Genomic DNA, 25,362 nt, shown 5'->3' with positions numbered 1-25,362 from the left:
ATTTTTCATCGACATGCATTAGTAATTTTCCATCAGTTGCCAAAGAGCAAGCATTACAGTACCGTATCGATAATTTCTTCCACTATAAATCGCAAGGATTATGCATCATATATTTAATCGTTTAGTGGTACTTATTCGCAGTCACATTGATCAAGTAAGTTGGCAGGCTGTGGTATTTACTACGCTTTTGCATATGCTACTTATTTGGTGGCTGCTTATGCTTGCAGGAGAGCAAGCGCTCACACCACTTAGTACTTATTTTTATTATTATGTAGTAACTACATCTACAGTTGGCTATGGCGATTTTAGCGCGAGCACTGAGCTTGGCCGTTGGATTGTCGCATTACTGCAAATACCTTTTGGTTTAGCATTATTTGGCGTTCTGTTAGGAAAAACAGGGCAAACAGTAACTTATTTAATTAGGCGCGCTATGACGGGTGATAAAAGCTTCGCACATATAAACAATCACATTATTATTTTTGGTTGGCATGATACACGTACTAAAAAGATGGTTGACTATATCTTGGCCGATCATAAACGCTTAGATCGTCGTATTTTATTGGCGGTTACTGAGCAAATGGAACATCCGTTTTTAGCAAATCCTATGGTTGATTTTGCTCGTCTAAGTAGCTTTACTGACTTAGATGAGTTGAAAAGAATTGCCATTGATCGCGCCGACAAAATTATTATTGATGGCCAAGACGATGACCAAACGTTTACAACAGCCCTGCGTATTAGCAAGTTGGTCAATGAACAGTGCCACATTAGCGCGCACTTTACTGATGAAACTAAAATCGAAATGCTACATGAGCATTGCCACAATGTAGAATGTAGCAGTGCTAAGTCAGCCGAGATATTAGTGCGTTCAATGCAAGACCCAGGTTCAAGCCGTGTGCAAGAAGAGCTGTTATCGACACTACATGGGGATACTCAATTTAGTTTACCAATTCCAAAAGGCGTGCAAGCAATGGAGTTTGGCAAGCTGTTTCATCACTTTAAATATAGTCACGATGCTATACTGCTGGGTGTAGCACATAATTTGAGTGCAAAAAATATGGACTTAAACCCGCCACTTGATTATGTAGTAAGTGAGGGAGATATTTTGCATTATATTGCTGCGGAGCGTGTTTTGAGTGACGAAGTTGATTGGTCTGCGTTGGTATAGTACCAATCCGCAATAATACTTTTAATTAAGCGAATTGGTATTTATGAACGAAGTTGTGTTTTTAATTATTGTACTCAGTGCCTACATTTTACCTGTGGTCATTGTGCTCAATAGTAAACGCACTCAAGGCCACGAAAAGAATGCTTGGTTAATCGGTATCATCTTCTTTTCGTGGTTAGCTTTAGTAATGTATTTAACAATCATCCCTAAACACGGGCGGGTCAAAAAACACCGTAAAGTAAAACCTAAGGGTTAACTTACCTCAAGCTGACAGCAGCTGTATCATTTCAACTGTTTTAGTTTATGGTCTATCACAGGATCATCGGGTGAGAGTTGCTGCGCTACTTCTAAGACCTTTATTGCATCGTTTGGGTGCTCATCTTGGTGTTTGATTGCAACATCAATCAGCGGTTGCACATCAATCGCATCTTTTTGCTCTTGCATGTGCTCGGCTTTTTCTTCAGCTAAAATTGTATGCGCGGTGCTCAGTAAGGCTAAACGATGTGGCGAACTCTTGTTTGCCTTATTTAGACGACGATAATAATCTTCTTTAAAGCGCAGCGTTTTGGTTTGCTGGCGGAATTGGGCTATATCAACTTGCTGGTGGCTAATAAAATCAACAGCAACATCTTTATAAAAACCAAACTTATTTAAATATGTTGCATGAACACTATGGCCCATACCAAACACGCGTAAGTGGGTTAGTTGTGGGTAACGTTTAGCATGAGCTCGGTCGATGCGATTCGTTGGGTCGTAAATAATATAACCCTTTGCATGGCCTAAATCTAAATCGTGGTAGTCACCGTTCCAATCAAATTTTTGCGCGATGTCGGTACTTGAACGATCATCCCATGGCGCTTTTTCTTTGTTTTTTGTGCTAACTGGGTGAAAGAGTAAAACCTTGTCTAGCTTTAATAGATTGGCAAAGGCGCCAACGGCAAAGCCTCCTCGACTCAATCCATAACCTAACCGCTCTTTAAATCCACTAATCAGTGGTGCTAGCTGTTCAATAAAAAACAACAGATTACGGTGCCTAAACCAGTTGCTAATGCCTAAATGTTGAAAGGCGATAATATTCACATCTTGCTTTTTCGCGAGCTTATAAGCCCAAGGCGAAAAATCATCAGTAATATCATGTTCTTGATAATTGGTTCCTGCAGGAGAGAAGGTAATTAGCAGGGGCTTATTGGCATCAATGATATGGTATTTCACATAAACATCGCCGAGCAAATCACCGCCAGTCATAGGCACAAGGCTTTGTTGCTCATCACGGGGAAGATTGGTCCATTCCTCTAACCAATACAAAAATTTCATACACCCCCCTTAGTACCTCTAAAATAAAGGGGCGAAATTATAGCAAAAATAGCAGCTCATTAAAAATGGCCGCTAGTTTATATGCTTAGCCCTCGCTCATTGCGATGATCTGTTGCCAGTCATGTTCAGTTACAGGCATTACTGATAATCGGCCGCCTTTTTTAAGGGCGATTTCGGTAATTGACTCATTGGCTTTAATCGCCTGCAGGCTAACTAGCTTTTTAAGGTGTGATTGGTATTGCACATCGACTACAAACCAGCGCGGGTTATCAGCAGTTGCTTTAGCATCGTAGTAATCGCTATTTAAATCAAACTGTGTTGGGTCGGCATAAGCTTCGCGAGTCACCGTAGCGATACCTGCAACACCCACCTGTTTACAACTTGAATGATAAATCATTACCAAGTCACCTTGCTTGATACCATCGCGCAGAAAGTTGCGGGCTTGATAATTACGCACGCCATCCCACATAGAGGTTTGCTCAGGTGCGTTTTTTAGATCATCAATTGAAAATGCATCGGGTTCGGTTTTAAAAAGCCAATAAGCCATAATGAGGTGCTCTTACAAAGATTTACTTCCAATTAGTCTATAGTATCATTAAACGCTTGTCGGGATTGAGGATAAATAAATGAGCCAAGTATTAGATGACCTACTGTCATTAATGTCGTTAGAAGAGATTGAGCAAGGCTTGTATCGCGGGCAAAGCCAAGATTTAGGATTTAGAGCTGTATTCGGTGGCCAAGTAATGGGCCAAGCTCTATCTGCCGCAAAAGAAACATTACCACAAGGGCGTATTGTTCACTCTTTACACTCTTACTTTTTGCGCCCAGGTGATGCTGCAAAGCCGATTGTCTATGATGTAGAGAATATCCGTGATGGTAAAAGTTTTAGTACTCGCCGTGTAAAAGCAATTCAATATGGTAAGCCGATTTTTTACATGACCGCTTCTTTCCAAGGTGAAGAAGAAGGCTTATCACACCAAGCGCAGATGCCTGATGTACCACAGCCTGAAGAACTAAAGTCATCGCTTGAATTTTACCAAGCAAATGCAGAGCTTATTCCTGAACCAATTCGAAATAAGTTCATCCGTGAAGTGCCAATTGAAATGCGTCCTGTGACCTTTCATAACCCATTCAAACCACAAGTAATGGAGCCCGTTAAGCATATTTGGTTTAAAGCTAATGGTGAGATGCCTGACGATCAGCGCATTCATAATTACTTACTTGCGTACGCATCTGACTTTGAGTTTTTACCAACTGCATTACAGCCGCACGGCGTATCTTTTATGCAGCCGAATATGCAGGTTGCAACGATTGACCATGCAATGTGGTTTCACCGCCCGTTTAGACTAGACGATTGGATTTTATATTCGATTGATAGCCCAAGTGCGAGCTCTGGTCGTGGTTTGGTGCGAGGTCAGTTCTTTGACCGTCAAGGCAATTTGGTTGCCTCAACGATCCAAGAAGGGGTCATGCGTCAGCGTTAATCTTTTATGTGCTGAGCTTGGCTTTGCACTATATCGTCAATTGACTGCCAGACCCGTGCTGGCAGCAATGCTTTAAGATATAAATACACTTCACACAGCTCATTGCTGCCCGTTAAGCCTTGCTCTGTTTCGGTAATTAGCTTTTGCTCTCGCAAGCTTGAAATAAAACCAATAAGTACTTTTTTGTCGAAGAACTCAGGGGTTTTAATGCCGTGCAAGGTGCCTAAGCGCTCTGCTAACACTTGGCTTTCATGTTCAAGTTCTTCACGCTCAATACCACTGCTAGTTTGAATAAAACCAACCACGATAGCGTAGCGTTGTAGTGTTAAGCTTAGGGCACGACCGAGCATTTCGAGTTTCGCTAAGCAGTCGTTGCTGTTAGTGATCTTGATATTATCGCCATCAATTTCAATCAGGTCTTGATCAACGAAGCTTGCGAGTACGCGAGTAATGTAGTTTTCATCTAACTCATGCAAGAACCACTCTTTGGCAAACAACGGGTAAAAACGTGCAATCAAGGCTTGGCAATCAGCCATGGTAGTTTGATGTGCTTTGAATAAATGCAGCGCCAATAAGCTCGGTACTGCAAATAAGTGCAACACGTTATTACGGTAGTAGTTGAACAGTGTTTTTTCTTTATCGTTAATCGCGATAATTTCGCCAAACTCGTCACTGATCACATCAAACTTATTAAGTTTAAGTGCATGCTCTAATAGCTGCTCGGCGCTTTCGTCTGGTGTGGTCACCTTTTCACTGTAGCTTGCGCTACGTTGTAAATGTAAATAAAACTCAAGCTGAGCAATCAGCTTAGGTTTACTTAGCGCGTGTTTATCATTTACCAGTAATATCATCGCAAGTAGATTCACTGCATTGAGTGCAGCGGCGCTATTAATATTAACCATTACCTTATCAGCGAGGTTAGCGACTTGTGGTCCAAGCCATTGTGGTTTCTGAACATCAGTTGGGTGAATCGACTCTCGCCAATCAGGTTGTTGATCATTGAGATATTGGTTTATCGATATAGGGTCGCCAAAGTTTAAATAACCACGACCATAGTTTTTAAGGTTTTTAATTGCCTTAAAGATACCTAATACCGACTCACCTTTTTTATCGTTACCGGCAAGCTCTTTTAAGTAAGTATTAATTTCCATTACGTGCTCATAACCAATGTATACAGGCACAATTGAAATAGGGCGGTCTATGCCACGTAACATGGCTTGTAATGTCATGGCGAGCATACCTGTTTTTGGCGGTAACAACCGACCAGTACGGCTACGACCACCTTCAGTGTAAAACTTTACTGAATAGCCTTTGATAAATAACTGGCTCAGGTACTCTTTAAATACTGACGAATACAATTTATTGCCCGCGAATGAGCGGCGAATAAAGAAAGCACCACTGCGACGGAAAATCCCTCCTGCCGGGAAGAAGTTTAAGTTAATACCCGCAGCGATATGTGGCGGAACTAACCCTAAATGGTAAATAGAATAGGTCAGCAATAAGTAATCCATATGCGATCGGTGACATGGCATATAGATAATTTCGTGGCCTTTATCTGTAAGCTCATGCACCTGCTCAGAAAACTTAATATCAATCCCATTATAAAGCTTATTCCACAGCCAAGTTAAAATACGGTCTGCAACACGAATGGTGGCATCGCTATAATTGGCGGCAATCTCATCAAGTAGCTTCAGCGCATTTTGGCGAGCTTGCTCTTGGCTGATGTTTTTTTCTTTCGCTTCTATTTGAATTGCTTTTTTTATTGTTGGTGAGGCAAGTAGCGAATTAAATAGCTGCTCACGTGATGGCATTTTCGGGCCTGTCGCTGCCAATTTTTGACGACGAAAGTGCACGCGGGCTACACGTAATAGTTTATGCGGTAGCTCATCAACCTCAGCTTTTTCATTGACCAATAACGATAAATCGAGCGGCTGACTAAAGCGAATAAAGTTATCGCGCCCAGAAAATAGCAACACAAAGAATTTACGAAACCAGCTAGGTGTTAATGAATGAGACACCAAAGTACCTAAACCTGGCTTTTCTTTACCCGGATTACGACCCCATAAAATCGTCACCGGGATCACTTGGACGTTTTTCTCACCTGATTGCATCAGGTGGTCAATAATTTGTTTGCCTTGCTGCAGGGCATTGCTTGGTTTGCTTTTATTACCAAATAGCGGTGGTGGGTTTTGAATACCGATAAAGCGATCAAGTTCTGCATTACCTAATAACTGCTCTTCGGTCGGGTTAGGTAAGCCGTATTTTTTACATACCCTTGCCAGTGCAGCTAAATCAGAGCGTGCATTTAGCCTAACAATATAAAAAGTAGGGTTGGCTGGGTTTAGGTTGTATTGTTCAATCGGATTCTCTGGCAACACCTTACTTTTTACAAACAAGCGGTTCATACCGGCAGAAATGAAATTTAAACAACGATTAATGATACGCATCAACTCACCAAAGTTATTAGTAGATATTAAATAGACCGAGTCTGGTCAAAAATAAGCGGCATAGAATAACAATTATTAACTGGACTGACCATTTAAAAGCGATTTTCTAGCCTCTTTACTCGCACAAGTATAATTTAAAGACGCTAATGTTATTGATAAAGTTCGAAAATTAAACAAAATTTAATTTAGACCTTTGAGATTTTCAAAATAGTTGTTGCATTTATCACCAATCTATCTATAATACGCAGGCTTTCAAAATTCCCTCGGGAACTTGGAAGGAAAGATTAAGCTTGGATTTCAAGCTAATAAACAGGAATTCCGATTTGGAATTCATCGTAGATATAAGAAAGCAGCCGACATCTTAGTTATTAAGATTGTTTCGGTCGTTTTTTTATGCTCTTTTTAAATGCTCTTTATATTGAGGTTTAAGAATGTCAAATCAACGCATTCGTATTCGCCTAAAAGCTTTTGACCACCGTTTGATTGACCAATCAACGGCGGAAATCGTGGAAACTGCGAAACGCACTGGCGCACAAGTACGTGGTCCAATCCCACTACCTACACGCTTTGAACGTTTTACTGTACTAACTTCACCGCACGTTAACAAAGACGCGCGTGATCAGTACGAAATCCGCACCCATAAACGTCTGATCGACATCGTAGAACCAACTGACAAGACTGTTGACGCTCTAATGCGTTTAGATCTTGCTGCTGGTGTTGATGTTCAAATCAGCCTGGGTTAATCGGAAGATTAGAGAGGTTTTAGGAAAATGGCATTAGGTCTAGTCGGTCGTAAAGTGGGTATGACACGTATCTTCACTGAAGATGGTGTATCTATCCCTGTGACAGTTATCGAAGCGACACCTAACCGCATTGCTCAGATCAAATCTGAAGCAACTGACGGTTATAACGCGCTTCAAGTAACCGCAGGCACTAAAAAAGCAAGCCGTGTAAACAAAGCAGCAGCGGGTCACTTCGCTAAAGCTGGTGTTGAAGCGGGTCGCGGTCTGTGGGAATTCCGCCTAAATGGTGGTGAAGGCGATTTTGAAGTAGGCGCTGAGCTTACTGTTGAATTATTCAACGAAATCAACAAAGTTGACGTAACCGGTACTTCTAAAGGTAAAGGTTTCCAAGGTGGTGTTAAGCGCTGGAACTTCAGCATGCAAGACGCTACTCACGGTAACTCTCTATCTCACCGTGCTCCTGGTTCAATCGGTCAAAACCAATCACCTGGTAAGGTGTTTAAAGGTAAGAAAATGGCCGGTCACATGGGTGCTGAGCGTGTAACGACTCAAAACTTAGAACTAGTTCGCGTTGACGCTGAGCGTAACTTGCTTTTAGTTAAAGGTGCAGTACCTGGCGCTATCGGCGGTGACGTTATCGTTAAACCAGCTGTTAAAGCATAAGTCCTGGAGATTTAGTGATGGAATTAGCAATTAAAGACGCTTCTGGCGCTCTTGAAGTTTCTGAAGCTACTTTTGGACGTGAGTTTAACGAAGCATTAGTACACCAAGTAGTTGTTGCTTACGCAGCAGGTGCTCGTCAAGGTACTCGTGCTCAGAAGACACGTTCTGAAGTAAGCGGTGGTGGTAAAAAACCATGGTCTCAAAAAGGTACTGGCCGTGCACGTGCTGGTACAATTCGTAGCCCAATTTGGCGTTCAGGTGGCGTTAGCTTCGCAGCTAAACCACAAGATCACAGCCAAAAAGTAAACCGTAAAATGTACCGCGGTGCGATCAAAAGCATCTTATCTGAATTAGTTCGTCAAGAGCGTTTAATCGTTGTTGAGCAGTTTGGTCTTGAAGCACCAAAAACTAAAGAACTAGTTTCTAAGCTTAAAGAACTTGAGCTTAAAGATGTTCTAATCGTGACTGAAGAAGTAGATGAGAATCTTTTCTTATCGGCACGTAACCTATACAAGGTTGACACGCGTGATGTAGCTGGTATCGATCCTGTAAGCCTAATCGCTTTCGATAAGGTACTTATTACAGCTGCTGCTGTTAAGCAACTTGAGGAGGCGCTAGCATGATCCGTGAAGAACGTCTTTTAAAAGTGATCCTTGCTCCACACATCTCTGAAAAAAGCACTATCGCTGCTGAAGAGAACAACACGATTGTTTTCAAAGTAGCTTCTGATGCAACTAAAGCTGAAATCAAAGCTGCAGCAGAAAAGCTTTTTGAAGTAGAAGTAACTGGTGTTCGCACACTAAACGTTAAGGGTAAAACAAAACGTACTGGCATGCGTTTCGGTCGTCGTTCAGACTGGAAGAAAGCTTACGTTACTCTTAAAGAAGGTAGCGAGCTAGACTTTGTCGGCGGCGCCGAGTAATAAGGGGAGTTAGAATTATGGCACTTCAAAAGTGTAAACCAACTTCTGCGGGTCGTCGTCACCTGGTTAAAGTGGTTAACCCAGATCTACATAAGGGTAAACCTTACGCACCACTACTAGAGAAAAACTCTAAGTCTGGTGGTCGTAATAACAAAGGTCGTATCACGGTTCGTCACATCGGTGGTGGTCATAAGCATCATTACCGTGTAATCGACTTTAAACGCACTAAAGATGGCATTCCAGCTGTTGTTGAGCGTCTAGAGTATGATCCAAACCGTAGCGCAAACATCGCTCTTGTATTATATGCAGACGGTGAGCGTCGTTACATTATTGCACCTAAAGGCTTAAAAGCTGGTGATTCAATCCAATCTGGTATTGATGCACCAATCAAAGCTGGTAACACGTTACCAATGCGTAACATGCCTGTAGGTTCGACTGTTCACAACGTAGAATTAAAACCAGGTAAAGGCGCGCAAATCGCACGTTCTGCTGGTGCATACGTTCAAATCCTTGCTCGTGAAGGTCAATACGTAACTCTACGTCTTCGTTCTGGCGAAGTTCGTAAAGTTCCAGCTGACTGTCGCGCAACACTTGGTGAAGTAGGCAATGCTGAGCATATGCTTCGTTCACTAGGTAAAGCTGGTGCAAATCGCTGGCGTGGTATCCGTCCGACAGTTCGTGGTGTTGCCATGAACCCGGTAGATCACCCGCACGGTGGTGGTGAAGGTCGTACATCTGGTGGTCGTCATCCTGTGTCTCCATGGGGTAAGCCGACTAAAGGTGCTAAGACACGTAAGAACAAGCGTACTGATAAATTTATCGTACGTCGTCGTACTAAATAATAGTTGAGGAATAGCCATGCCACGTTCTCTCAAGAAAGGTCCTTTTATTGACCTACACTTGCTGAAGAAGGTAGAGAAAGCGTTGGAAAGCGGTGACAAGAAGCCAATTAAAACTTGGAGCCGTCGTTCAATGATCATACCTAACATGATCGGATTGACCATCGCTGTCCATAATGGTCGTCAGCACGTTCCTGTGTTCATCACAGACGAAATGATCGGTCACAAACTAGGTGAATTTGCACCAACTCGTACTTACCGCGGTCACGCTGCGGATAAGAAAGCGAAGAAACGTTAAGAGGGGAATGATAAATGCAAGCATTAGCTAAACATAAATTCGCCTCTGGTTCGGCGCAAAAAGCACGTCTAGTTGCAGATCAGATCCGCGGACTTCCGGTTGATCGCGCTCTAGAAATCCTGGCGTACAGCCCTAAAAAAGCGGCTGTATTAGTTAAAAAAGTACTTGAGTCTGCTATTGCTAACGCAGAGCATAACGAAGGTGCTGACATTGATGAGCTTCGTGTAACTACGATCTTTGTGGACGATGGTCCAACAATGAAGCGTATTATGCCACGTGCTAAAGGACGCGCAGACCGCATCCTTAAGCGTACAAGCCACATCACTGTTGTGGTTTCAGATAGCTAGGAGTATAAGTAATGGGACAAAAAGTTCATCCTACTGGTATTCGCCTAGGTATCTCTAAACCTTGGGTTTCTACCTGGTACGCGAATTCAAAAGATTTCTCTGATCAGCTTTTTGGCGATCACAAAGTACGTACTTTCCTTACTAAGGAATTAAAAGCGGCTTCTGTGTCTAAAATCGTTATCGAGCGTCCAGCTAAATCTATCCGTGTAACAATTCACACAGCTCGTCCTGGTGTTGTTATCGGTAAAAAAGGCGAAGACGTTGAAAAACTACGTCAAGCAGTAACTAAGATTGCAGGTGTTCCGGCTCAGATTAATATCGCTGAAGTTCGTAAGCCTGAACTTGATGCACAACTAGTAGCTGACGGTATTGCGTCACAGCTAGAGCGTCGTGTTATGTTCCGTCGCGCTATGAAGCGTTCGGTACAAAATGCAATGCGCATTGGTGCAAAGGGTATCAAAGTTGAAGTTAGCGGTCGTCTTGGCGGTGCTGAGATCGCACGTTCAGAATGGTATCGTGAAGGTCGTGTACCTCTACATACTCTTCGTGCTGATATCGACTACGCAACTTCTGAAGCCTTAACCACTTATGGTATCATTGGTGTTAAAGTTTGGATCTTCAAAGGCGAAGTTATTGGTGGTTTACCACTAGTACAAGAGCAAGAGAAGCCAGCTAAACGCGCGCCAAAGAAAGCCAAAAAAAGTGCTAAGTAGAGGTAGCGAGTAATGTTACAGCCAAAACGTACAAAATTCCGTAAAATGCACAAAGGCCGCAACCGCGGTTTAGCGCAAAACGGTAACAAAGTAAGCTTCGGTACTTTCGGTTTGAAAGCTACTGGCCGTGGCCGTATGACTGCTCGTCAAATCGAAGCAGCTCGTCGTGCTATGACACGTCACGTAAAGCGTCAAGGTAAAATCTGGATTCGTGTATTCCCAGATAAGCCAATTACGAACAAACCATTAGAAGTTCGTATGGGTAAAGGTAAAGGTTCTGTTGAATATTGGGTTGCTGAAATTCAACCTGGTAAAGTACTTTACGAAATGGAAGGTGTTTCTGAAGAGCTTGCTCGTGAAGCATTTAACCTTGCAGCGCGTAAATTACCATTCACAACAACTTTCGTAACTCGGACGGTGATGTAATGAAAGCTAGCGAACTAAAAGACAAAAGCGTAGAAGAGCTAAATGCTGAACTTCTAGGACTTCTTCGTGAGCAGTTCAACCTGCGCATGCAAGCAAGCACTGGTCAGTTAGCTCAGACACACACGCTAAGAACAGTACGTCGCGATATCGCGCGTGTAAAAACAGTTATTAACCAGAAGGCAGGTCAATAATGAGCGATAAAATCCGTACTCTTCAAGGCCGTGTAATCAGCGACAAGATGGATAAATCTTTCACTGTTGCTATCGCACGTTACGTGAAGCATCCAGTATATGGAAAATTCATCAAACGTACGACTAAACTACACGTACATGACGAAAACAACACAGCTCAAACTGGTGACGTAGTTACTATTTCTGAGTGTGCTCCTATTTCTAAGACTAAGTCTTGGACTTTAGTAGACGTTGTTGAGCGTCCAAAGAAAGCTTAATTTTTAATTAAGTTTCCTTACTAAAAAGCCCCGGCATCTGCTGGGGCTTTTTGTTATAAAAAATAGCTGGAAGCTTTCAGCTGTCAGACGTCAGATTAGATCGAGAAGGGGCTTTCATTTCAGTGCAAGAAAACAAGTTAATAGTTACTTCAGGTTAAACTGGATTTAGTTTGTCCTAGCACCTAGCACCTAGCACCTAGCACCTTCAATCATTTCCCCAACGCTTTATCTAGCTCTTCTCTTAACCGTGGGCCTTTTAGGTTTTCAGCCATGATTTCGGCAACTTTTGTATTGCTACTATTTTCAAGAGTGGTAATTCGTTCTGCTAAATCACTGGCATAACTATTGTTGCCATCTCTTGTGGCGCGGAAAAACTGGCCAATGAGGGCTGTGGCAGAAATATTGCGAACATAATCATTATCGTCAGTTTGTAACAGCTTTTGAAAATGCTCAGCGAGCTTAGGCGATACGTTATTTTGGCGAGATAAATTCTCTAAAGTACTGACACGAATCTTAGGGTCATTGGTGTATTCGCTAATGCTTATCATGGCATCGATTACTGCATTTGCTTGGCTGTCGTCCAAGTCGCGTCTGAGCATGCTTAGGGTCATTTTTAGTTGCCCGTAGGCTGCTAAGCGCTCATTTTCGGACTTACTTAAATTGAGTAAGGTGGCAAGAGCTTCATTTATTGAGCTGTCGGCATATTGTGGGTCTGCTTTGATGCGTTCGCGGTAGTCATCAGGTAAATTACTTAGCCAGCCAAGCGCTGGATTTCTTCTCTCAATTTCGACTCGTCGCTCTTTTTCTTGCTGTTCCATTGCTTGTTTAACTAATGAGGCAAGTCGCTCAGGATCAATTGTTGGCGCTTGATTTTCAAGCTCGTGAATGCGTGTTTCGAGATCTAAAATATAGCCATGTAAGGCAACTAGATTTTCTCTGTCTTGCTCTGGAATGGTTAACTTTTTTAAGTTAGGTTTTGCTTGCTGAATAACTACAGGCTTGTCAGTCGAGTTTACTTTTGTATAGCTATAAATTGATAAGCCAAGTGCAATGCTTGCAAATGCCAGCGCAGTATTCCCTTGCCAAGTTGACATATCACATCATCCAAGTTGCTTTGTAATATCAGCAGATTAAAACAAGCTATTTGTATTATCAATTACTTATAATGATAAAAACAAAAAGCGCAGCTAGTTAGCTGCGCTTTTAAATGGAGTTTGTGTCGATTAATGGGCTTTTGCGTATGCTTCAGCTTGTTGCCATACACGTAGCATATTGCCACTTAAAATCTTTTTGATGTCTTTATCACTATAACCACGGTCCATTAGACCTTGCACAAGGTTAGGATAGCTAGATACATCTTTTAAGCCAGTAGGTAGAGAGTCGCCTACACCATCGTAATCTGAGCCAATACCCACATAATCGATGCCAATTAGCTCAACTACATGGTCAATGTGATCAAGTACTTGTTCTAAGCTTGCAAATGGAAACGGGTTTTTAGCGCGATAAGCAGCATCAAAATCTTTGCTTAGCTTAGTACCGTCTTTTTTCTTTTCAGCCTTTGCAGATTTAAGTTGATCGTACCAAGAGCCTGCTTTTGCTGTAACAAAGCTTGAACCGAAGTTAATTTGAATAACACCACCATTCTTTTTAAGAGCTAACAGCATGTCGTCATTCATATTACGCTCAAAGCCAGGGGTGTATTTACGCAGTGACGAGTGTGAAGCAATCACGGGTACTTTCGAGATTTCCATCACTTGGTAAAACGCATCATCAGAAATATGCGATACATCAACCAGCATACCAATGTTGTTCATTTCTTTTACTAGCTCTTTACCGAACGGGCTCAGGCCTTTCCACTTACGACGGATGTCATAAGATGAATCAGAAATGTGGTTGCTCTGTGAGTGAGCTAGCGTGATGTAACGCACGCCACGCTCATAAAAATGCTTAAGGTTTTTAATGTCGCCTTCGATAGGTGAGCCGTTTTCCATGCCCATAGCAATCGACATTTTGCCTTGTTTAAATTGCTCTTTAATATCGGCAGTTGAGTCAGCAATAGCGAATTTACTTGGTGCGCGTTGCACAATCGCTTCCATAGAATCGATTAGCTGATTTGCTAATTGATAGCTTTTACCTTTGCCTTCAAATTCTAGGTTTGCAGGAATGTAAATTGACATGAAAGGAGCGTTCAAACCACCTTGCACAGCACGCGGATAATCAAAGTCACCGTCGCTTGTAGCTTTGGTTACGTCAGCCCACTTGTTATGAATACGGTAAGGCACATCGATATGGGTATCGATTAAAATAGTGTCTTTTGCCAGTTTAATGGCTTTATCTGATGCAGTAACCTGATCTGCATTTGCTTGACCAATTAAGGCCAAAGAAACTGCGGCAACCAGTGAGCTTAGTTTTTTCATTTTTTAATGGCTCTTTAAGTTAAAAAGCCATTGTGAAGGGTTACAGTGTAACTTACAAGTTTAGTCGTTAAACGACGCTTGGTACTCTGGATCTGCTTGTAGAGCAACGAATTCAGCTTTGGATATAATCGTAACTGACTCATGTAACTCAGAAAAAAACACCATGGCTTCACCATTTTTAAGCTGTTGATGAACCTGCGCTACTTTGCTTTCAATGCTAAATTCTTGTTCGCCGTAATCAGTGCCTTCACGTAAAACATAACTTTCGATTAAATTATACAGAGTCTCTTTATCGAGGCGTTCGTGGGGAATGATCATAACTGCTCTTTTTTAACTAATTGTTGAAAATACTCAGGAACAATTCGTTCAAGCCAATATTCGGGCTTAAAAGGGTTTTTACCGCTAATAAATCCGACATGGCCTCCTTGTTCTGAGATGCGCAGCGTAACATGTTCACTTACATCTAAGCTATCTGGCACGGCTTTTATTGATAACATCGGGTCATCTTTGGCGTGCACAATCAGCGTAGGTGTTGCAATGCTTTTTAAAAATGGTTTTGCACTCGCTTGCTGATAGTAATCTTCAGCACCGGCAAAGCCGTGCAATGGTGCCGTGAGCATATTATCGAATTGCCATAAGTCATCAATCGCCATAAGTTTTTCTGGCGTTAGGCTAATTTGCTGTTCGATTTGTGGCAGCTTTCTTTGCATCGACTTTTTCATACGGTCGAGCAAATACTTTTGATAAATCTTGCCTAAGCTTTTGCGAATTACTTCACAAGATGATGACAAGTCAAATGGCGCAGACACAACGGCTGCGCCTGTTAAGTTCGATTTAGTACCTTGCTCACCTAAATACTTTGCCAGTACATTACCACCTAACGAAAAGCCCACGGCAAATAACGGACGTTTTGGAAATTTACTCTTAAGGTGGTTGATGAAAAAGCGCAGGTCTTCTGTTTCACCGCTGTGATAAGCACGTGCTAAACGGTTAACTTCGCGCGAGCAGTTTCGAAAATGCATCAATACAACAGCAAAGCCTTGTTGTTTAAGCTTTTTCATCATGCCTTTAGCATAAAAGCTGTTTATATTACCTTCTAAACCATGCAATACAATAGCGAGGGGTGCTTGCTCGTTATGAGGTGTTGCCCAAGCCAGTTCTAAAAAGTCACCATCTGGAGTATCGATTGTCGATAAGTCGTAGCGGGTATTATGAAAAGGGCGAAAAAAGCGCGGCATTATGGTTTGTAAATGGCGATTGCGCATCCACCACGCAGGCTTAAACTCAGGTAACATAGCTGACACTTTCGAAACAAAATAAGCGCCTATTGTAGCAAGTTTTTGCTTTTTGAGAACCGCTACAAGATTTTAGCTAGCTGCAAATAAAAAGCCCCTAAACAATAAATTGGATAGGGGCTTTGTGCGTCGTGCTTAATTCTTACTTAGGAACTTCTGCGTCGTGTATTTTCTTAATAAAGAAACCAACATAGAAAAGGCATAAAACGATAACAACAGCCAAAATGCCGAATGACATAAATAAAACTGGGTCGCTAAAAAAATCTCTGAAGAATACGTTCATGGTTGTGCCTCCTAATGTCTATGAGTTAATCATAGGCTGGCTTGAGGGCGGCTGATATGATCCAGATCAAGCTATTTTCCTGATGCGAAATAAGGCGATTTAATAGTTGATTTGGATCAAATTTATTTGGGGAGTTCGGAGCTTTCAGACATGCGAGAGAGGGGAATTTCTACGCATATGACAAATGTCGCTTGCTTGAGGCTAATAGGGATTAGTCTCGCTAGGAGCTAGGAGCTCCTATGCTAACTCATTTCTAACATGCTTTAAGTAGGCTTGTAGGCTTTCTTGCCATAGGACTAATGCGTCGGTTAGTGATTCCTTTAAAGGCTTGTTGTCGAGCAGTTTACGCTCGATTTTCTTAAGTTCTAAACCATAGCGGTTAAAGCCTAGTTGTAAAGCCGTGCTGGCTTGGCGGTGCAGTAGCTTGATGCACTGCTCTTTATCATCCTCGACGAGCTGTTGGCAGCGGATCAGTTTGTTTCTGGCTGACAATACAAACTCGTTGTAAATCGATGACACTTCATCTTCACTGAATGAGCTGACAAGAGTCGCTGCGGCTGTTTCATCATAGAGTGTATCGCGCAGCTCAACAGCAATGCTTGCTGCTTGATTACTTTGTGAATCACTAAGTGCTTGGCGTAGTTTTTGTTGCTTAATTGGTTTGCCAACAATGTCTTTGATACCAAGTGCTAAGTATTCTTTTATTTCATCAGGGCTAAGGCTCGCGGTGAACGCTAACACCGGGGTTCGCTGGTTTAAATGGTCGATATTTTTTAGCTTTTTTAGCACTTCTTGGCCTGTTAAATCAGGCAAATTCATATCGAGTAATACCACATCAAAGTGATGTTTTTGCATTAGTTCAATGGCACTAGTACCATCTTTTGCAAGCTTAATCTTGTGCTCGTCATCGGCCATAAATTCAATGGCAATTTTTTGGTTTAAGTCGAGGTCTTCAACTAATAACACGTCTAGGCCAGTAACATAATCTTTTGATTGGTGGCGCTGCTCAACAAGACTAAGCTCACCAATGGCAAGCGGAATATCAAAGCTGAAAGTACTGCCTTTATTAAGTTCACTCTCAATATTGAGCTTGCTGCCTAACTTTTCCAGTAAACGGCTGGTGATTGCTAAGCCAAGGCCTGTACCACCTTTTTCTTTACCTGCGCTGCTTTGAACATAAGGTTCTGTTAGGTATGCAATTTCTTCATCTTCAATACCAGGCCCAGAATCTATGACGCTGATACGAACAAGGTGATCTAATTGCCCTTCATTGAGCAGTTTTACTTGGATTTTGACTGCACCTTGGTCGGTAAATTTAATCGCATTACCTACTAAGTTAATAATAACTTGTCTGAGTTTTTGTTGGTCGCAGTAATAACATGCTTGATCGGGCAAGTTGTATATAAGTTCAAACTTTAAATGTTTTTGCTCTGCTAAAGGGCTGAGTAAAAGGCACAGGTTATTGAGCCAGGTTTTAAACTCGACGTCTTCTTCGTAGAGCGCTTCATCACGCTGATCAAGGCTGGCGTAATCGAGTACTTTATCGACCAGTAAGTTTAGCGACTCAGCTGAGTTAATTATTGCTTCACAATAAGGTTTGTCACGTGGGTCACTCGACTGGTTCATGATTAGCTGTGCACTACCCAAAATGCCATTTAACGGCGTACGTATTTCATGGCTGATAGTTGATAGGAATAAACCACGAATTTCTAAGTCTTTATGAGCTTTTTCAGCTAACTGATTGAGGTTTTGTTCGCGGCGTTCATTACATAATAGTGCCATACCAGTTGCATAAAACATCGGCGCAATAACACCATTAATAAATAAAGTGATACTAAACCAATCCGCTGACAATAAGCTTGCTGTTGTGACATCTCCCATCATTAAGGTTCGGCCTGTAAATATAGCCAGAATAATGCTGAGAATTAAAATGTAGACAATACTGCCATTAGGGTAACTTTTACGGCCATTTCGAATAAATAATGCCAGTAAAAACAAAGCTTCAACTATATGCTGAAGATCAGAAACCAAAATTCGACTACGTAATTCTGCGCTATCAGTGGCAAGGTAAATCATGGTAATCGCGAGCACCACCGTTATCGCAACAAAGGTTTTAAAACCAACGCATTTGGCATTTAAAAATTGGCAAATCGCGAGTACATGAATAATGGAAGCACTAAAGAGTAAGGTGTTCGCGATAGCAACACTGGCAATATTATTGATATGACCATGCAGTGCAAAACTCATTACCGATGCAAACATCACTAGAGGATAGAAAATATAGAGTAAGGTGCCCGGAGTATTATTATTGGTTCGCCATGTAAGGTAATTAAGAAGAGTCATTACTGCCATCATGGCAGCACTGGCATAATATAAAGTGGCTGAGTCGAGCATTGTATTTCCGGTGTTTTGCAATCAGTTTGAGCATAAAGTCAATTACAGTGTTTAGCAACCAGAAACAAAAACAGACGCGGCTGCGTCTGTTTTAACTTGTAGGATGTTTAGTTTAGCGAATTTCGTCTGGAATATTCTGCTGTGCCCAAGACAATAGCTCGATACGGTTACGACATTTAGTTTTTCTAAATGCACTATATAAGTGAGTTTTAACTGTATGTGGGCTGATGCTTAAGTCTTCAGCAATTTCTTTATTCTTCGAACCTTTACTCATTAGTGAGATAATTGCTTTTTCACGTTTAGTAAGTTTAACCGGTTCGATGTCACCATCTGTCAATTTGTGGAGTGCGTCTTTATTGAACTGCAACATACGATTTAATGCATTACACATGATGTCGCGGCGATACCATAGTTGATCTTCAAGTAATAAACGAATGCCTTTCATTAACACATCTGCATTATCTGTTGTGTAAAACACACCACGAATACCACTTAATAGAGCACGGTTTGCAAGTTCAGGATTTTCATCTAGGTTAAACAGCACGATATCGCATTTTAATCGTAAATTAACTAGCTGCTCTTTTAACTTGCCCCACGGATCTGTGCTTGACGTTTCAATAAATAACAAGCGTGTTCCTTCTGGTACTTCAGAGATATCAGTACCAGATGTCACTGCTAGTCCTTGTGTTTTTAACAATGGCTCTAATACGTTAATGCCAATAGTGTTAATTGGCTCTGGATCTAATAATAAAAAGGCTGAACTACTCATATATATACACTCTTGAATAAAGTTGACAGTTAAATCCTATCACGCAATCCACCCCTTTCGTATTAGAAATTTCTGAGAGTTGTGCAGGAAAAGTACAGTTTGTGTCTGTTTTGTGTCAAAAATTACAGTTAGTTAACTAATCGCAATATGTTAACTAACTGATATATATTTATTATAGCCAAAAACAATATGTTTGTGCTACTTTTTACACTTGTTTACATATCAAAGTATTAGATTGCTGTTTTTTTCTTGTCCTGATATGGAGGCCAGCCCATTTCTTTACCTGCTAACATGTGTAGGTGTATATGGTACACAGTTTGTCCGCCGTGGTCATTACAGTTCATTACGACGCGAAATCCGTCTTCACTAAAGCCAAATTGTTTAGCGAGTTTTGCAGCAACTACATATAAGTGACCGACTAAAGCTGAGTTTTCTTCCGTAACATCATTAATCGTCGCTATTGGCGTTTTTGGGATGATCAGCACATGAAAAGGGGCTTGTGGGTTAATATCTTTAAAAGCTAAAGATAGATCGTCCTCATAAACAATATCAGCTGGGATCTCTCGGTTAATAATCTTTGTAAAAATAGTCTCTTGGCTCATACTTAGCTCTCTTATAAATGTGGTTAAATGACCGCCCACTAATGACAAACTTTATTTGCAGTGTCAAACTGAAACTGCCGCAAGTTGAACAACCAAGGAGTGAACATGCGTAAGTTAGTATTACTGAGTAGTGCGTTAATGCTATTTAATAGTTTCAGCAGTGTAGCTGAGACTATTCACTTTCCCGAAGAGTTTGTACCCTTACAAGTTGGAGAGCGCCTAATTGAACAGTCGTTTTTCAGTCGTGTTGACGATGTTGAGCTTGCTCCTGGTACGTACCAAGTGAAGATGAAATATACCGATCTTTACGAGCAAGGTTATGATGACCATCAAGTTGTTGAGTCAGAGCCATTTTGGGTTGAGCTTACGGTAGAGAGTGGCAAAGACTATGACCTAGTGTTTAATCGTGCCAGTAATGCTGTTGCTGCAGAAGTGTTTGCTGAATCACCGCAAGTAAGCTTAAAAGCCAAGGGCAGTGAACTTGCTGTGCCGCTATCGGTAGTTAGCTATCGTGCAGCTAGCGCGCCTGCACAAGCTGTAGCCAGTACCCCAGTTGCAGCTACAAGTACAAGCAACAAGCCTGCGACAGCAGTCCCTGTCACATTGCCTGCAAAAGTACCCGGCGGACAAGCGGGTTTGAAAAATACGCCAAGTGCGGCTGCGATGCTTGAGTTTTGGTGGCAACAAGCAAGCCCTGAAGAGCGCCGTGCGTTCTTACAAAAAGTAAGTAACTAATAAAATAATTAAAAAAGGCGCTGATTGCAGCGCCTTTTTTGTGTTTGATGACTTACTTTGCAAATAAGTCGTCAACAGTACCTTGTGCAAGTGGGTGGTAACCCGGACGTGCTTTTAAGTACACATCATGCGCCCAGTCTTTTTTACCGTTTTTAATAAGTGCTTTATAGAGTGGCACAATTAATTTACGACGACCGATGCCTGATAGGTGTTCATCAAGCGCTGGGTAAATTGGTTGATAACCATTACCTACCGCTAGCATAAACCATGCGAAAGCACGCTCCGCATTAGTTGACTGTGTTAGGTTGAATTGATTATCAAGCTCAGTCATTTTTTCGATGCTTAAATCGCGAGGTAGGTTATTCAAAAAGTGTAGCCACTCGTGAACTGACCAATCCGCTGTTGGTAACTGGGCTGCACTGATCTCACCGTTTAACCAAGTTTTGGTTACAGAATCAACTTTATCGAAGGCATCAGACGTTGGGTTAGGAGCATCGCTTGGTAAACCAGGCTCAAAGATCCACTCATTAACTTTATCCATGCTCACAACGCCTGGGTATTTGTCGATCAAGTTAGCTTTTAAGTAAGTAACAAATTGCGCTGTTGTAAGAGACTTAAACGCAAATTGGTCAAAGTAAGCTTTTACGAATGGGTCAAACTTATCACGGCCAAATTTGTTTTCTAGATAGATTAAGAAAAGCTGACCTTTAGTGTAAGGTACTGAGCTAAATGCATCATCAGGATCGCGGCCATTAAGTTTTAAGTTAAGACGCGTATCTGGTGCTGGTAGAGTTTTAAGTAATGCACGTAAGCCGGCAGCATCAAGCGCTTGCTCCATAACGGCACGGTCACGGCCAAACACTTCTTCCATAATGCGGTTTTCAACGTAAGACGTGAAACCTTCATTTAGCCATAAATCTTCCCAAGTCGCATTGGTTACTAAGTTACCAGACCAAGAGTGAGCAAGCTCGTGAGCAATTAGGTTTACTAAGCTTTTATCGCCAGCAACAACCGTTGGTGTGATGAATGATAAACGTGGGTTTTCCATGCCACCAAATGGGAAGCTTGGCGGTAGCATTAATAAGTCATAACGACCCCATGCGTATTCGCCATACATCGCGTTAGTTTTATCGATCATCGCTTGTGTGTCGTTAAACTCAGCAACTGATGCATCTAAAATTGTTGGCTCAGCAAAGATACCCGTTTGCTTAGACATGGCTTTGAATTCTAAATTACCTGCACCAATTGCGATTAAGTATGGCGAAATTGGTTGTGGCATATTAAATAGGTAATCGCCGTCCTTATAAAGTGCATCTTTGTTATCAGCACTCATCACCGCACGAATGTCTTTAGGAGTGTGAATACGTGCCGAGTAGGTTACACGCATTGCTGGCGTATCTTGTACTGGGATCCAACTACGAGCATGAATTGCTTGTGATTGGCTGTACATAAATGGGTGTGATTTACTGGCTGTTTGCTCTGGCGTTAACCACTGTAAACCTGAAGCTTCTGGGCGGCTGTTGTAGTAAATACGTGCTTTAACTGCTTGGCTTTTAAATTTAATTGTTAATTTTGAGCCCTTCACGTCATCACGTGCAGCAAGGGTGAAGTCAGCTTTGTGCCAGCTGCCTTTTTGATCTTGATACATTACTTTGTCGATATCTAAATCGCGAGTATCAAGCACCAGTGTTTTGCTTGTTGCATTGTGCCAATCTAGCGTGTGCTCAACAAAACCTTCTAGTTGTTTGTCATCAAAATCAACATCTAAATCTAGTAGTAGGTGAGTGGTTGTTACGTCATCTAAGTTTGCGTAAGTGTGCTGGCTGATTGCATCTGCAGTTGCTTGAGAGCAAGCACCGGCCATAGCAAGACTTAAAAGTAATGGTTTAAACTTCATAATAACCCTGGAACGGAAATGAAAAAGAGCCCGTTTTATAACATGATTAGTGCAGTGGGTTGAGTGATTTTTACAATCTAATGCGTATTTTGCGACGATAGGTTACACTAATGCGATTAGTTACCGGTAACCTTTGAGGCGTTTTGTGGCTCAGTCCCTGCAATCTTTTCATACCTTTTCTTTGCCAAGCCAATGCCAGCATTTTTATCAAATTGATGAAGTGAATCAGCTTTTAAGCACAGACTTTTCTGGGCCATTTTGTATTTTAGGTGAAGGCAGTAATACGGTGTTTTTATCTGACTACCAAGGTTCTGTGATCCACATGAATACGAAGGGCATAGATATCGAGCAGCAAAGCGATGGCTTTTTATTGCACATTGCAGCCGGAGAAAACTGGCACCAATTAGTTGCTATGACTATTGCTAATGATATGCCTGGGCTTGAAAACCTTGCTTTAATACCTGGGACTGTTGGTGCTGCACCAGTGCAAAATATAGGTGCTTACGGTGTAGAGCTTGAAAAGTTTGTGAGTTATGTCGACTACTTTGATATTGCCACCAAAACCATAAAGCGCTTAACTAAAGGCGAATGCCAATTTGGGTATCGTGACTCTATCTTCAAGCATGCACTGAAAAATCAAGCGGTGATCACCCAAGTAGGGTTGCTGTTACCTAAGAAATGGCAGCCAGTGCTTAGTTATGGACCATTGCAACTGCTTTCAGAACCCTCTCCACAGCAGGTATTTGAGCAAATCATCACAACCAGAAACAGCAAACTACCAAACCCCAGTGAACTTGCAAATGCAGGCAGTTTTTTCAAAAACCCAGTGATCAGGAATGAGCAACTTGCGTTACTTTTAAAACAGTACCCAGAGCTACCTCATTACTTTGTGGATGCTGAGCATCATAAAGTTGCGGCGGGGTGGTTGATTGAGCAAGCCGGGTTAAAAGGCTTTAAGGTCGCAGGTATTGAAGTGCATCAGCAGCAAGCGTTAGTGCTAGTAAACCACGGTAATAGTACAGGTGGTGACTTAATTGCCATGGTAAAGCATGTACAACAACAGGTTTGGCATAAATATCAGATTGCTTTACAGCACGAAGTACGCCTGATCAATGCCGAACATGAATGCCACATTGAATTGGGAGCTTCATCATGAAAGCACCAGATGGAAATAAGCTCGCTATTTTACAAGCTCTAAATACCGGTGGTTTTATTTCTGGTCAGCAATTGGGCGAGCAGCTCGGTATTAGCCGTGCAGCAGTGGGTAAACATATTCACTCTTTGCAGGAGATGGGGCTCGATATATTTAAGGTTACGGGTAAAGGGTATTGCCTAAATAATAGTGCAGGCTTACTGAACAAAGATAAAATTGGTCAGCATTATAATGAGTTAGGTGGCAGCACCGCGGATGTTGAAGTGCAGCCTATTATTGACTCAACCAACAGTGAGTTAATGCGCCGTTTGCAAACAGAAGTATCACTGCCATCTGGCAGCGTATTAGTTGCAGAAATGCAGCAAGCGGGGAGAGGGCGCCGTGGGCGCGTTTGGCAATCTCCATTTGGCGCAAACTTATACTTTAGTTACTTTTGGCGTTTGGATGATGGTTTGCAAGCTGCTATGGGGGTATCTATTGCTGTTGGGCTTGCTGTTTACGATATGCTTAAAGCCTTATATCAATTAGATGTAGAGCTTAAGTGGCCAAATGATATCTACTTAAACCGTGAAAAATTAGCGGGCGTATTAGTTGAACTTGACGGCCAACCACAAGGTCCTTGTCAGCTTGTAATAGGTATAGGCATCAATTTACATATGCCAGAAAGTGTTAGCCAACACATTGATCAAGCATGGACTGATTTAAGCCAGCATGTACAGGGATTAGATAAAAACAAGCTGGTGGCCTATTTGTGCTTTTATTTAGAAAAACGCTTAGCCCAGTATCAGCAATCAGGTTTAAACGATATGTATCTACAGTGGAATCAATTAAATGCATTTGCTGGCGAGTGTGTTGAGCTCAATACGGGTCATCGTAGCTGGCGTGGTATTTGCGAAGGAATTGATAATCAAGGTGGCGTACGTATTCGCCAAGATGGCGAAGTGAAAAGTTATTATGGTGGTGAAATTTCATTACGTAAGGCTGAGCTATGAAACTATTAGTGGATGTTGGCAATACCGCAATTAAAGCCGTTTTGTTTGATGGTAAGGATTACCAAACCTGTGAACTCAGCAATTTACCTTGGTCACAAATAACAGAGCTGGTCTATGCCTGCGTGGGTAGCACTGAGCTACTTAAACCGTTATTAGCACAGGCGCAGCAACATGCTGTTCCTTACTTTGAAGCGGAGGTGACCGCTAAACTCGCTACGTTAACCTGTGCTTATCAGCAGTTTCAAAACCTAGGAATTGATCGCTGGCTCGCGGTGATCGCTGCGTATGTAGAATATCCCGAGCAAAACTGCATTATTATCGATGCCGGTACAGCAACGACAATTGATGTGCTTAATAAAGAAGGCGCGCATCTAGGAGGCTGGATCTTACCTGGCCTTGATTTAATGACCTCATCACTTACCCAAAATACGCAACGCGTGTTTGATGATGAGCAAACCCCATTTACGACTGAGTTAGGGCGTAATACGCCAAATGGCCTAAAAAATGGCGCTATGGTTGCTACTCTTGGTGCAATCGAGCAAGCAAAACAACATCTTAACCAGCAGGGTTGTCAGTTATTATTTGCTGGTGGTTATGGCAAATTGTTAGCAGATACATATATAGATGCTAAGTTTGACAGCTTGCTCGTGTTTAAAGGACTGAATTATTGGCGTGAATTAGCTATAAAGCAGTAAAAATACGGGTTTTTGCCTGAATAGTGAGCGTTTAACACATAAATTCACATTTTTTTTAATTTTATGGTTGCATCACAATAAACCTTACCTTAGAATCTCGCCCCGTACTAAAGCAGTGCCGACTTAGCTCAGTTGGTAGAGCAACTGACTTGTAATCAGTAGGTCATCCGTTCAACTCGGATAGTCGGCACCACTTTCCTTTTACCGGAAGTGACTTAGTAAAGAATTTTCGTGGAGGGGTTCCCGAGCGGCCAAAGGGATCAGACTGTAAATCTGACGGCTCAGCCTTCGCTGGTTCGAATCCAGCTCCCTCCACCACTT

The 25,362-nt window shown here is 42.0% G+C and carries 30 protein-coding genes and 2 tRNA genes; 20 read left to right on the top strand and 12 right to left on the bottom strand.

From position 1 onward, the window contains the following. Nucleotides 1-100: 100 nt before the first annotated feature. Nucleotides 101-1,165: a potassium channel family protein gene (locus AN394_RS13415; protein ID WP_054563927.1), complete on the top strand. Its 1,065-nt coding sequence runs from the start codon at nt 101-103 to the stop codon at nt 1,163-1,165. A gap of 43 nt (nt 1,166-1,208) precedes the next feature. Next, complete coding sequence (locus tag AN394_RS13410; protein ID WP_054563926.1) at nt 1,209-1,421, top strand: hypothetical protein; 213 nt, start codon at nt 1,209-1,211, stop codon at nt 1,419-1,421. Nucleotides 1,422-1,447: 26 nt separating this feature from the next. Here the strand turns inward: AN394_RS13410 and AN394_RS13405 are convergent, their stop codons facing one another. Continuing rightward, nucleotides 1,448-2,479: a hypothetical protein gene (locus AN394_RS13405; RefSeq protein ID WP_055021746.1), complete on the bottom strand. Its 1,032-nt coding sequence runs from the start codon at nt 2,477-2,479 to the stop codon at nt 1,448-1,450. An 85-nt stretch (nt 2,480-2,564) separates the two neighbouring features. After that, nucleotides 2,565-3,026: an EVE domain-containing protein gene (locus AN394_RS13400; RefSeq protein ID WP_054563924.1), complete on the bottom strand. Its 462-nt coding sequence runs from the start codon at nt 3,024-3,026 to the stop codon at nt 2,565-2,567. Between the two features lie 79 nt (nt 3,027-3,105). Here AN394_RS13400 and tesB point away from each other — a divergent pair, with 79 nt between their 5' ends. Continuing rightward, the gene (tesB, locus tag AN394_RS13395) at nt 3,106-3,963 is read left to right on the top strand and encodes an acyl-CoA thioesterase II (RefSeq protein WP_054552365.1); all 858 of its coding nucleotides are present in this window, start codon (nt 3,106-3,108) and stop codon (nt 3,961-3,963) included. Here the strand turns inward: tesB and plsB are convergent. Then, the gene (gene plsB, locus AN394_RS13390; protein WP_054563923.1) at nt 3,960-6,410 is read right to left on the bottom strand and encodes a glycerol-3-phosphate 1-O-acyltransferase PlsB; all 2,451 of its coding nucleotides are present in this window, start codon (nt 6,408-6,410) and stop codon (nt 3,960-3,962) included. The genes tesB and plsB overlap by 4 nt on opposite strands. Nucleotides 6,411-6,841: 431 nt before the next feature. Here plsB and rpsJ point away from each other — a divergent pair, with 431 nt between their 5' ends. Genes rpsJ through rpsQ form a run of 11 tightly spaced genes read left to right on the top strand, consistent with a single transcriptional unit; the run spans nt 6,842 to nt 11,809 of the window. Then, a complete protein-coding gene (rpsJ, locus tag AN394_RS13385) occupies nt 6,842-7,153 on the top strand; it encodes a 30S ribosomal protein S10 (protein WP_002957900.1) in 312 nt (103 codons plus the stop codon). A 27-nt stretch (nt 7,154-7,180) separates the two neighbouring features. After that, entirely contained in the window at nt 7,181-7,816 is a 636-nt protein-coding gene (rplC, locus tag AN394_RS13380) for a 50S ribosomal protein L3 (RefSeq protein WP_036974218.1), read from the top strand. Between the two features lie 17 nt (nt 7,817-7,833). Beyond that, complete coding sequence (gene rplD, locus AN394_RS13375; protein ID WP_054552367.1) at nt 7,834-8,439, top strand: 50S ribosomal protein L4; 606 nt, start codon at nt 7,834-7,836, stop codon at nt 8,437-8,439. Continuing rightward, nucleotides 8,436-8,738, top strand: a complete 303-nt coding sequence (rplW, locus tag AN394_RS13370) for a 50S ribosomal protein L23 (RefSeq protein ID WP_054552368.1) — start codon at nt 8,436-8,438, stop codon at nt 8,736-8,738. The genes rplD and rplW overlap by 4 nt, the downstream gene beginning before the upstream one ends. Nucleotides 8,739-8,755: 17 nt before the next feature. Continuing rightward, a complete protein-coding gene (rplB, locus tag AN394_RS13365; protein WP_054552369.1) occupies nt 8,756-9,580 on the top strand; it encodes a 50S ribosomal protein L2 in 825 nt (274 codons plus the stop codon). Nucleotides 9,581-9,596: 16 nt separating this feature from the next. Then, nucleotides 9,597-9,875: a 30S ribosomal protein S19 gene (gene rpsS / locus AN394_RS13360; protein WP_010376377.1), complete on the top strand. Its 279-nt coding sequence runs from the start codon at nt 9,597-9,599 to the stop codon at nt 9,873-9,875. Nucleotides 9,876-9,889: 14 nt separating this feature from the next. Then, nucleotides 9,890-10,222, top strand: coding sequence for a 50S ribosomal protein L22 (gene rplV, locus AN394_RS13355; protein WP_004588690.1), 333 nt, complete (start codon nt 9,890-9,892; stop codon nt 10,220-10,222). Between the two features lie 11 nt (nt 10,223-10,233). Next, a complete protein-coding gene (gene rpsC, locus AN394_RS13350) occupies nt 10,234-10,935 on the top strand; it encodes a 30S ribosomal protein S3 (protein ID WP_054552370.1) in 702 nt (233 codons plus the stop codon). 12 nt (nt 10,936-10,947) lie between these two features. Then, a complete protein-coding gene (rplP, locus tag AN394_RS13345; protein ID WP_036974208.1) occupies nt 10,948-11,361 on the top strand; it encodes a 50S ribosomal protein L16 in 414 nt (137 codons plus the stop codon). After that, nucleotides 11,361-11,552 carry a 50S ribosomal protein L29 gene (rpmC, locus tag AN394_RS13340; RefSeq protein ID WP_054552371.1) on the top strand — a complete coding sequence of 64 codons (192 nt, stop codon included), beginning with the start codon at nt 11,361-11,363 and terminating at the stop codon, nt 11,550-11,552. Before rplP ends, rpmC begins: the two co-directional genes overlap by 1 nt. Further along, the gene (rpsQ, locus tag AN394_RS13335; protein ID WP_054552372.1) at nt 11,552-11,809 is read left to right on the top strand and encodes a 30S ribosomal protein S17; all 258 of its coding nucleotides are present in this window, start codon (nt 11,552-11,554) and stop codon (nt 11,807-11,809) included. The genes rpmC and rpsQ overlap by 1 nt, the downstream gene beginning before the upstream one ends. Before the next feature lie 209 nt (nt 11,810-12,018). Here rpsQ and AN394_RS13330 read toward each other — a convergent pair whose 3' ends face one another. From AN394_RS13330 to AN394_RS13300, 8 genes are all read right to left on the bottom strand, one after another. Further along, nucleotides 12,019-12,903 carry a hypothetical protein gene (locus AN394_RS13330; RefSeq protein ID WP_055021745.1) on the bottom strand — a complete coding sequence of 295 codons (885 nt, stop codon included), beginning with the start codon at nt 12,901-12,903 and terminating at the stop codon, nt 12,019-12,021. A 129-nt stretch (nt 12,904-13,032) separates the two neighbouring features. Further along, on the bottom strand, nt 13,033-14,226 hold the full coding sequence (locus tag AN394_RS13325; RefSeq protein WP_054563921.1) for a dipeptidase: 1,194 nt from the start codon (nt 14,224-14,226) through the stop codon (nt 13,033-13,035). Between the two features lie 60 nt (nt 14,227-14,286). Continuing rightward, nucleotides 14,287-14,544, bottom strand: a complete 258-nt coding sequence (locus AN394_RS13320; RefSeq protein WP_054563920.1) for a YheU family protein — start codon at nt 14,542-14,544, stop codon at nt 14,287-14,289. Beyond that, nucleotides 14,541-15,521 (bottom strand): hydrolase, encoded by a 981-nt coding sequence (locus AN394_RS13315; protein ID WP_054563919.1) that lies wholly within the window; start codon nt 15,519-15,521, stop codon nt 14,541-14,543. The genes AN394_RS13320 and AN394_RS13315 overlap by 4 nt, the downstream gene beginning before the upstream one ends. Before the next feature lie 142 nt (nt 15,522-15,663). Then, nucleotides 15,664-15,804, bottom strand: coding sequence for a DUF3149 domain-containing protein (locus AN394_RS21920; protein WP_119852677.1), 141 nt, complete (start codon nt 15,802-15,804; stop codon nt 15,664-15,666). Nucleotides 15,805-16,041: 237 nt separating this feature from the next. Continuing rightward, nucleotides 16,042-18,198 carry an ATP-binding protein gene (locus AN394_RS13310; protein WP_055021744.1) on the bottom strand — a complete coding sequence of 719 codons (2,157 nt, stop codon included), beginning with the start codon at nt 18,196-18,198 and terminating at the stop codon, nt 16,042-16,044. A gap of 112 nt (nt 18,199-18,310) precedes the next feature. Continuing rightward, complete coding sequence (locus AN394_RS13305) at nt 18,311-18,967, bottom strand: response regulator transcription factor (protein ID WP_054563917.1); 657 nt, start codon at nt 18,965-18,967, stop codon at nt 18,311-18,313. A gap of 230 nt (nt 18,968-19,197) precedes the next feature. After that, nucleotides 19,198-19,569 carry a histidine triad nucleotide-binding protein gene (locus AN394_RS13300; protein ID WP_054563916.1) on the bottom strand — a complete coding sequence of 124 codons (372 nt, stop codon included), beginning with the start codon at nt 19,567-19,569 and terminating at the stop codon, nt 19,198-19,200. Nucleotides 19,570-19,674: 105 nt separating this feature from the next. Between AN394_RS13300 and AN394_RS13295 the strand changes: the two genes are divergently transcribed. Then, on the top strand, nt 19,675-20,304 hold the full coding sequence (locus AN394_RS13295; protein ID WP_055021743.1) for a DUF2057 domain-containing protein: 630 nt from the start codon (nt 19,675-19,677) through the stop codon (nt 20,302-20,304). A gap of 52 nt (nt 20,305-20,356) precedes the next feature. On the opposite strand, the gene AN394_RS13290 is transcribed toward AN394_RS13295, so the two are convergent. Continuing rightward, a complete protein-coding gene (locus tag AN394_RS13290; RefSeq protein WP_055021742.1) occupies nt 20,357-22,201 on the bottom strand; it encodes a M1 family metallopeptidase in 1,845 nt (614 codons plus the stop codon). Nucleotides 22,202-22,346: 145 nt separating this feature from the next. Between AN394_RS13290 and murB the strand changes: the two genes are divergently transcribed. From murB to AN394_RS13265, 5 genes are all read left to right on the top strand, one after another. Further along, a complete protein-coding gene (murB, locus tag AN394_RS13285; RefSeq protein WP_055021741.1) occupies nt 22,347-23,357 on the top strand; it encodes a UDP-N-acetylmuramate dehydrogenase in 1,011 nt (336 codons plus the stop codon). Continuing rightward, nucleotides 23,354-24,346 (top strand): bifunctional biotin--[acetyl-CoA-carboxylase] ligase/biotin operon repressor BirA, encoded by a 993-nt coding sequence (birA, locus tag AN394_RS13280; protein WP_055021740.1) that lies wholly within the window; start codon nt 23,354-23,356, stop codon nt 24,344-24,346. The genes murB and birA overlap by 4 nt, the downstream gene beginning before the upstream one ends. Further along, on the top strand, nt 24,343-25,041 hold the full coding sequence (locus AN394_RS13275) for a type III pantothenate kinase (protein WP_055021739.1): 699 nt from the start codon (nt 24,343-24,345) through the stop codon (nt 25,039-25,041). Before birA ends, AN394_RS13275 begins: the two co-directional genes overlap by 4 nt. A gap of 117 nt (nt 25,042-25,158) precedes the next feature. After that, a tRNA-Thr gene (locus tag AN394_RS13270) sits at nt 25,159-25,234 on the top strand. 40 nt (nt 25,235-25,274) lie between these two features. After that, nucleotides 25,275-25,359: transfer RNA gene (locus AN394_RS13265), tRNA-Tyr, on the top strand. The last annotated feature ends 3 nt before the right edge of the window (nt 25,360-25,362 follow it).

It is taken from the genome of Pseudoalteromonas sp. P1-26 (assembly GCF_001401795.1).
Lineage (GTDB): Bacteria > Pseudomonadota > Gammaproteobacteria > Enterobacterales > Alteromonadaceae > Pseudoalteromonas.
Note: the sequence above shows the minus strand (reverse complement) of the source record. Positions and strands in the feature narration are given on the sequence as shown.

Excerpts from the sequence above, each read along its gene's own strand:
- AN394_RS13415 (WP_054563927.1), top strand. The coding sequence starts at position 101 with ATGCATCATATATTTAATCGTTTAGTGGTACTTATTCGCAGTCACATT.
- AN394_RS13410 (WP_054563926.1), top strand. The coding sequence starts at position 1,209 with ATGAACGAAGTTGTGTTTTTAATTATTGTACTCAGTGCCTACATTTTA.
- AN394_RS13405 (WP_055021746.1), bottom strand. The coding sequence starts at position 2,479 with ATGAAATTTTTGTATTGGTTAGAGGAATGGACCAATCTTCCCCGTGAT.
- AN394_RS13400 (WP_054563924.1), bottom strand. The coding sequence starts at position 3,026 with ATGGCTTATTGGCTTTTTAAAACCGAACCCGATGCATTTTCAATTGAT.
- tesB (WP_054552365.1), top strand. The coding sequence starts at position 3,106 with ATGAGCCAAGTATTAGATGACCTACTGTCATTAATGTCGTTAGAAGAG.
- plsB (WP_054563923.1), bottom strand. The coding sequence starts at position 6,410 with ATGCGTATCATTAATCGTTGTTTAAATTTCATTTCTGCCGGTATGAAC.
- rpsJ (WP_002957900.1), top strand. The coding sequence starts at position 6,842 with ATGTCAAATCAACGCATTCGTATTCGCCTAAAAGCTTTTGACCACCGT.
- rplC (WP_036974218.1), top strand. The coding sequence starts at position 7,181 with ATGGCATTAGGTCTAGTCGGTCGTAAAGTGGGTATGACACGTATCTTC.
- rplD (WP_054552367.1), top strand. The coding sequence starts at position 7,834 with ATGGAATTAGCAATTAAAGACGCTTCTGGCGCTCTTGAAGTTTCTGAA.
- rplW (WP_054552368.1), top strand. The coding sequence starts at position 8,436 with ATGATCCGTGAAGAACGTCTTTTAAAAGTGATCCTTGCTCCACACATC.
- rplB (WP_054552369.1), top strand. The coding sequence starts at position 8,756 with ATGGCACTTCAAAAGTGTAAACCAACTTCTGCGGGTCGTCGTCACCTG.
- rpsS (WP_010376377.1), top strand. The coding sequence starts at position 9,597 with ATGCCACGTTCTCTCAAGAAAGGTCCTTTTATTGACCTACACTTGCTG.
- rplV (WP_004588690.1), top strand. The coding sequence starts at position 9,890 with ATGCAAGCATTAGCTAAACATAAATTCGCCTCTGGTTCGGCGCAAAAA.
- rpsC (WP_054552370.1), top strand. The coding sequence starts at position 10,234 with ATGGGACAAAAAGTTCATCCTACTGGTATTCGCCTAGGTATCTCTAAA.
- rplP (WP_036974208.1), top strand. The coding sequence starts at position 10,948 with ATGTTACAGCCAAAACGTACAAAATTCCGTAAAATGCACAAAGGCCGC.
- rpmC (WP_054552371.1), top strand. The coding sequence starts at position 11,361 with ATGAAAGCTAGCGAACTAAAAGACAAAAGCGTAGAAGAGCTAAATGCT.
- rpsQ (WP_054552372.1), top strand. The coding sequence starts at position 11,552 with ATGAGCGATAAAATCCGTACTCTTCAAGGCCGTGTAATCAGCGACAAG.
- AN394_RS13330 (WP_055021745.1), bottom strand. The coding sequence starts at position 12,903 with ATGTCAACTTGGCAAGGGAATACTGCGCTGGCATTTGCAAGCATTGCA.
- AN394_RS13325 (WP_054563921.1), bottom strand. The coding sequence starts at position 14,226 with ATGAAAAAACTAAGCTCACTGGTTGCCGCAGTTTCTTTGGCCTTAATT.
- AN394_RS13320 (WP_054563920.1), bottom strand. The coding sequence starts at position 14,544 with ATGATCATTCCCCACGAACGCCTCGATAAAGAGACTCTGTATAATTTA.
- AN394_RS13315 (WP_054563919.1), bottom strand. The coding sequence starts at position 15,521 with ATGTTACCTGAGTTTAAGCCTGCGTGGTGGATGCGCAATCGCCATTTA.
- AN394_RS21920 (WP_119852677.1), bottom strand. The coding sequence starts at position 15,804 with ATGAACGTATTCTTCAGAGATTTTTTTAGCGACCCAGTTTTATTTATG.
- AN394_RS13310 (WP_055021744.1), bottom strand. The coding sequence starts at position 18,198 with ATGCTCGACTCAGCCACTTTATATTATGCCAGTGCTGCCATGATGGCA.
- AN394_RS13305 (WP_054563917.1), bottom strand. The coding sequence starts at position 18,967 with ATGAGTAGTTCAGCCTTTTTATTATTAGATCCAGAGCCAATTAACACT.
- AN394_RS13300 (WP_054563916.1), bottom strand. The coding sequence starts at position 19,569 with ATGAGCCAAGAGACTATTTTTACAAAGATTATTAACCGAGAGATCCCA.
- AN394_RS13295 (WP_055021743.1), top strand. The coding sequence starts at position 19,675 with ATGCGTAAGTTAGTATTACTGAGTAGTGCGTTAATGCTATTTAATAGT.
- AN394_RS13290 (WP_055021742.1), bottom strand. The coding sequence starts at position 22,201 with ATGAAGTTTAAACCATTACTTTTAAGTCTTGCTATGGCCGGTGCTTGC.
- birA (WP_055021740.1), top strand. The coding sequence starts at position 23,354 with ATGAAAGCACCAGATGGAAATAAGCTCGCTATTTTACAAGCTCTAAAT.
- AN394_RS13275 (WP_055021739.1), top strand. The coding sequence starts at position 24,343 with ATGAAACTATTAGTGGATGTTGGCAATACCGCAATTAAAGCCGTTTTG.